Genomic DNA, 2,927 nt, shown 5'->3' on the forward strand with positions numbered 1-2,927 from the left:
GGTCCGCCGCCGCCTACGCCGCCACACCGCCGTCCCCACCGCCCGCGACCTCGACCAACAACTCGCCGACCTCATGTAGGAAGCCGCGGCCCGGCCCGGATGCCCGCCTTCACCGACCCGCCCGGAGCCCCGGCGCGCGCCGGGGCGCCTCCACCCAGCCCGCGACCCGCTGGCCGCGGCTGCCCGGTGCGCTTCGGGACCGGCCGGCATGGGGGCTCGGTCAGGAGTCCTCGGTGGGCGTGGCGGGGGCGGGCGGGAAGGCCAGGCCCGACAGGGAGGCCAGGGCGTGGACGAGGGACTGGGTGCCGTCACGGCCGCGGCCCTGGCCCTGGAGGGCGACGTAGAGCTGGTTGGCCAGGGCGAGGCCGGGCAGCGAGAGGCGGGCGCGCCGGGCCTCGGCCAGCGCGATGCCCAGGTCCTTGACCAGGTGGTCGACGAAGAAGCCGGGGGCGAAGTCCCCGGCGACGACGCGGGGCGCCAGGTTGGTCAGCGACCAGCTGCCCGCGGCGCCGCCGGAGACCGACGCGAGCACCTGCCCGACGTCCAGACCGGACCGGTAGGCGTAGAGCAGGGCCTCGGTCACGCCGACCATCGTGGACGCGATCAGGATCTGGTTGACCATCTTGGTGTGCTGCCCGGCGCCGGGCCCGCCCTGCCGGACGATCGATTTCCCCAGCGCCTCGAGGCAGGGGCGAACGGCCTCGACGACCTCCGCGGGGCCACCGATCATGATGGACAGGGTCGCATTCCTGGCGCCGACGTCGCCGCCGGAGACCGGCGCGTCCAGGGCGTGCACGCCCCGCGCGGCGGCGGCCGCGGCGACCTCCACGGCGAGCGAGGGCTCACTCGTCGACATGTCGACGAGGACCGCGCCTGGGCGGGCGGCCGACAGGGCGCCGTCCGGGCCGAGCAGCACCTCGCGCACGTCCGCCGGGAAGCCGACCATCGAGAACACCACGTCGCTGGCCGCGGCGACCCCGGCGGGGGTGTCGGCCCAGGCCGCCCCGTCGTCGAGCAGGGGCTTGGCCCGCCGCGTGGTGCGGGTGGTCACGGTCAGCGGGTAGCCGGCGCGCAGCAGGTGGCCGGCCATCGAGGCGCCCATGACGCCGGTACCGATCCAGCCGATCCTGGTCGAGGACGGGGAGGCGAGGGCGGGGGCGGCGGCGGAGTCAGGCACGTCTCATCACCCTAGTCCGGGCCGGGCACGCGGACCCGGCGCAGGCGGAACGACCGCGGCGGCACGCCCGGCCAAGGCGGGCCGCGAGTCCGCGCCAGCCGTGGCCGACCGCGCCGGGCGGGCCGCCCCGCTTGGATGGTCGCGAGCGATAGGTGAGTGTACGTTTACTCCACAACGGCTGGCATCGGCGGCGTACCGCCAGACGCCGCGACGCACGGGTGGCGCGCGCGGCGACCAGCGTCGATCATCGACAGTGCGTCAGCCATCAGCAGTGCGTCGGCCATCGGCGACGCAACGACCGCGGCAGCCCGGCAACTGCGGCATTGTAACTACTATGGAAACACCAAGTTCTGACGACGGGAGCGCCTGGCATGCGTGACGCAGTGATCGTGGAGGCCGTCCGGACACCGGTCGGCAAGCGCAACGGCGGGCTCTCGGGTGTGCACCCGACGGACCTGTCGGCGCATGTGCTCGCGGCCCTGGTCGAGCGGGCCGGGATCGACCCGGCCCTCGTGGACGACGTCGTCTGGGGCTGCGTCGGCCAGGTCGGCGAGCAGACGTTCGACATCGGCCGCAACGCCGCGCTCGCCGCCGGGTTCCCGGAGAGCGTCACGGGCGTGACCGTCGACCGGCAGTGCGGCTCGTCCCAGCAGTCGGTGCACTTCGCCGCCGCCGGGGTGATCGCCGGCCACTACGACTTCGCCATCGCCGGCGGCGTCGAGTCCATGTCCCGGGTGCCGATGGGGACGTCGCTGCTCGACAAGTCCCCCTTCGGGGATCGGTACATGGCCCGCTACGACGGCGTCTTCCCGAACCAGGGCGTCGGCGCGGAAATGATCGCCGAGCGCTGGAAGCTGTCCCGCGCCCAGTGCGACGAGTTCTCGATCGGCTCGCACGAGAAGGCGGCGACCGCCCAGGACGAGGGCCGGTTCGACGCGCAGATCGCGCCGGTCACCCTCCCCGACGGCACCGTCATCAGCAGGGACGAGGGCATCCGCCGCGGCGGCACCGTCGAGGGCCTGGGCAACCTGAAGACGGTGTTCAAGCCGGTGGACGAGGGCGGCGTCATCACCGCCGGGAACTCGTCACAGATCTCGGACGGCTCGGCCGCGCTGCTGATCACCACCAGCGAGAAGGCCGCCGAGCTGGGCCTCACCCCGCTCGCCCGGATCCACACCGCGGTGCTCGCCGGCTCCGACCCGGTCATCATGCTGACCGCGCCGATCCCGGCAACCCAGAAGGTGCTGGCTCGTTCAGGGCTGAAGCTGGACGACATCGGCGCGTTCGAGGTCAACGAGGCGTTCGCGCCGGTGCCGCTGGCCTGGCTCGCCGACATCGGCGCCGACGCGAAGGCGCTGAACCCGAACGGCGGGGCGATCGCGCTCGGCCACCCGCTCGGCGGCTCCGGCGCCCGGCTGATGACGACGCTCGTCCACCACATGCGCGACAACGGGATCCGCTACGGCCTGCAGACCATGTGCGAGGGCGGCGGCCAGGCCAACGCCACCATCCTCGAGCTGCTGTAACACTGTTTGCTGGTTCGCTCCGTCCGGGCGCGGCGCTCCGGCGCCGTGCTCGCTTCGCTCCCACGACACCTCCGCGCCGCGTCCTCCTCCGCTCACGTGCGCTCCGGCGACCTCCGCTGCGGCCCGACCACGTTCGCTTCGCTCCGTGGACGGGCCTCCGCGGAGGCGCGCCTCCGCGCCAGCTCAGTCGCGTAACACCGCAACGTCACGAATCAACCGCTCCC

2 protein-coding genes are annotated in these 2,927 nt (G+C 73.8%); one reads left to right on the plus strand and one right to left on the minus strand.

The window, feature by feature from the left end; translation table 11 throughout:
• Positions 1-220: 220 nt before the first annotated feature.
• On the minus strand, positions 221-1,177 hold the full coding sequence (locus I6A81_RS45975; RefSeq protein WP_203006918.1) for an NAD(P)-dependent oxidoreductase: 957 nt from the start codon (positions 1,175-1,177) through the stop codon (positions 221-223).
• Positions 1,178-1,548: 371 nt separating this feature from the next.
• On the opposite strand from I6A81_RS45975, the gene I6A81_RS40825 reads away from it, so the two are divergent.
• The gene (locus I6A81_RS40825; protein WP_203006919.1) at positions 1,549-2,703 is read left to right on the plus strand and encodes a thiolase family protein; all 1,155 of its coding nucleotides are present in this window, start codon (positions 1,549-1,551) and stop codon (positions 2,701-2,703) included.
• Positions 2,704-2,927: the final 224 nt, after the last annotated feature.

Source organism: Frankia nepalensis (assembly GCF_016786325.1).
GTDB classification, from domain to species: Bacteria; Actinomycetota; Actinomycetes; order Frankiales; family Frankiaceae; genus Pseudofrankia; species Pseudofrankia nepalensis.

Excerpts from the sequence above, each read along its gene's own strand:
- I6A81_RS40825 (WP_203006919.1), top strand. The coding sequence starts at position 1,549 with ATGCGTGACGCAGTGATCGTGGAGGCCGTCCGGACACCGGTCGGCAAG.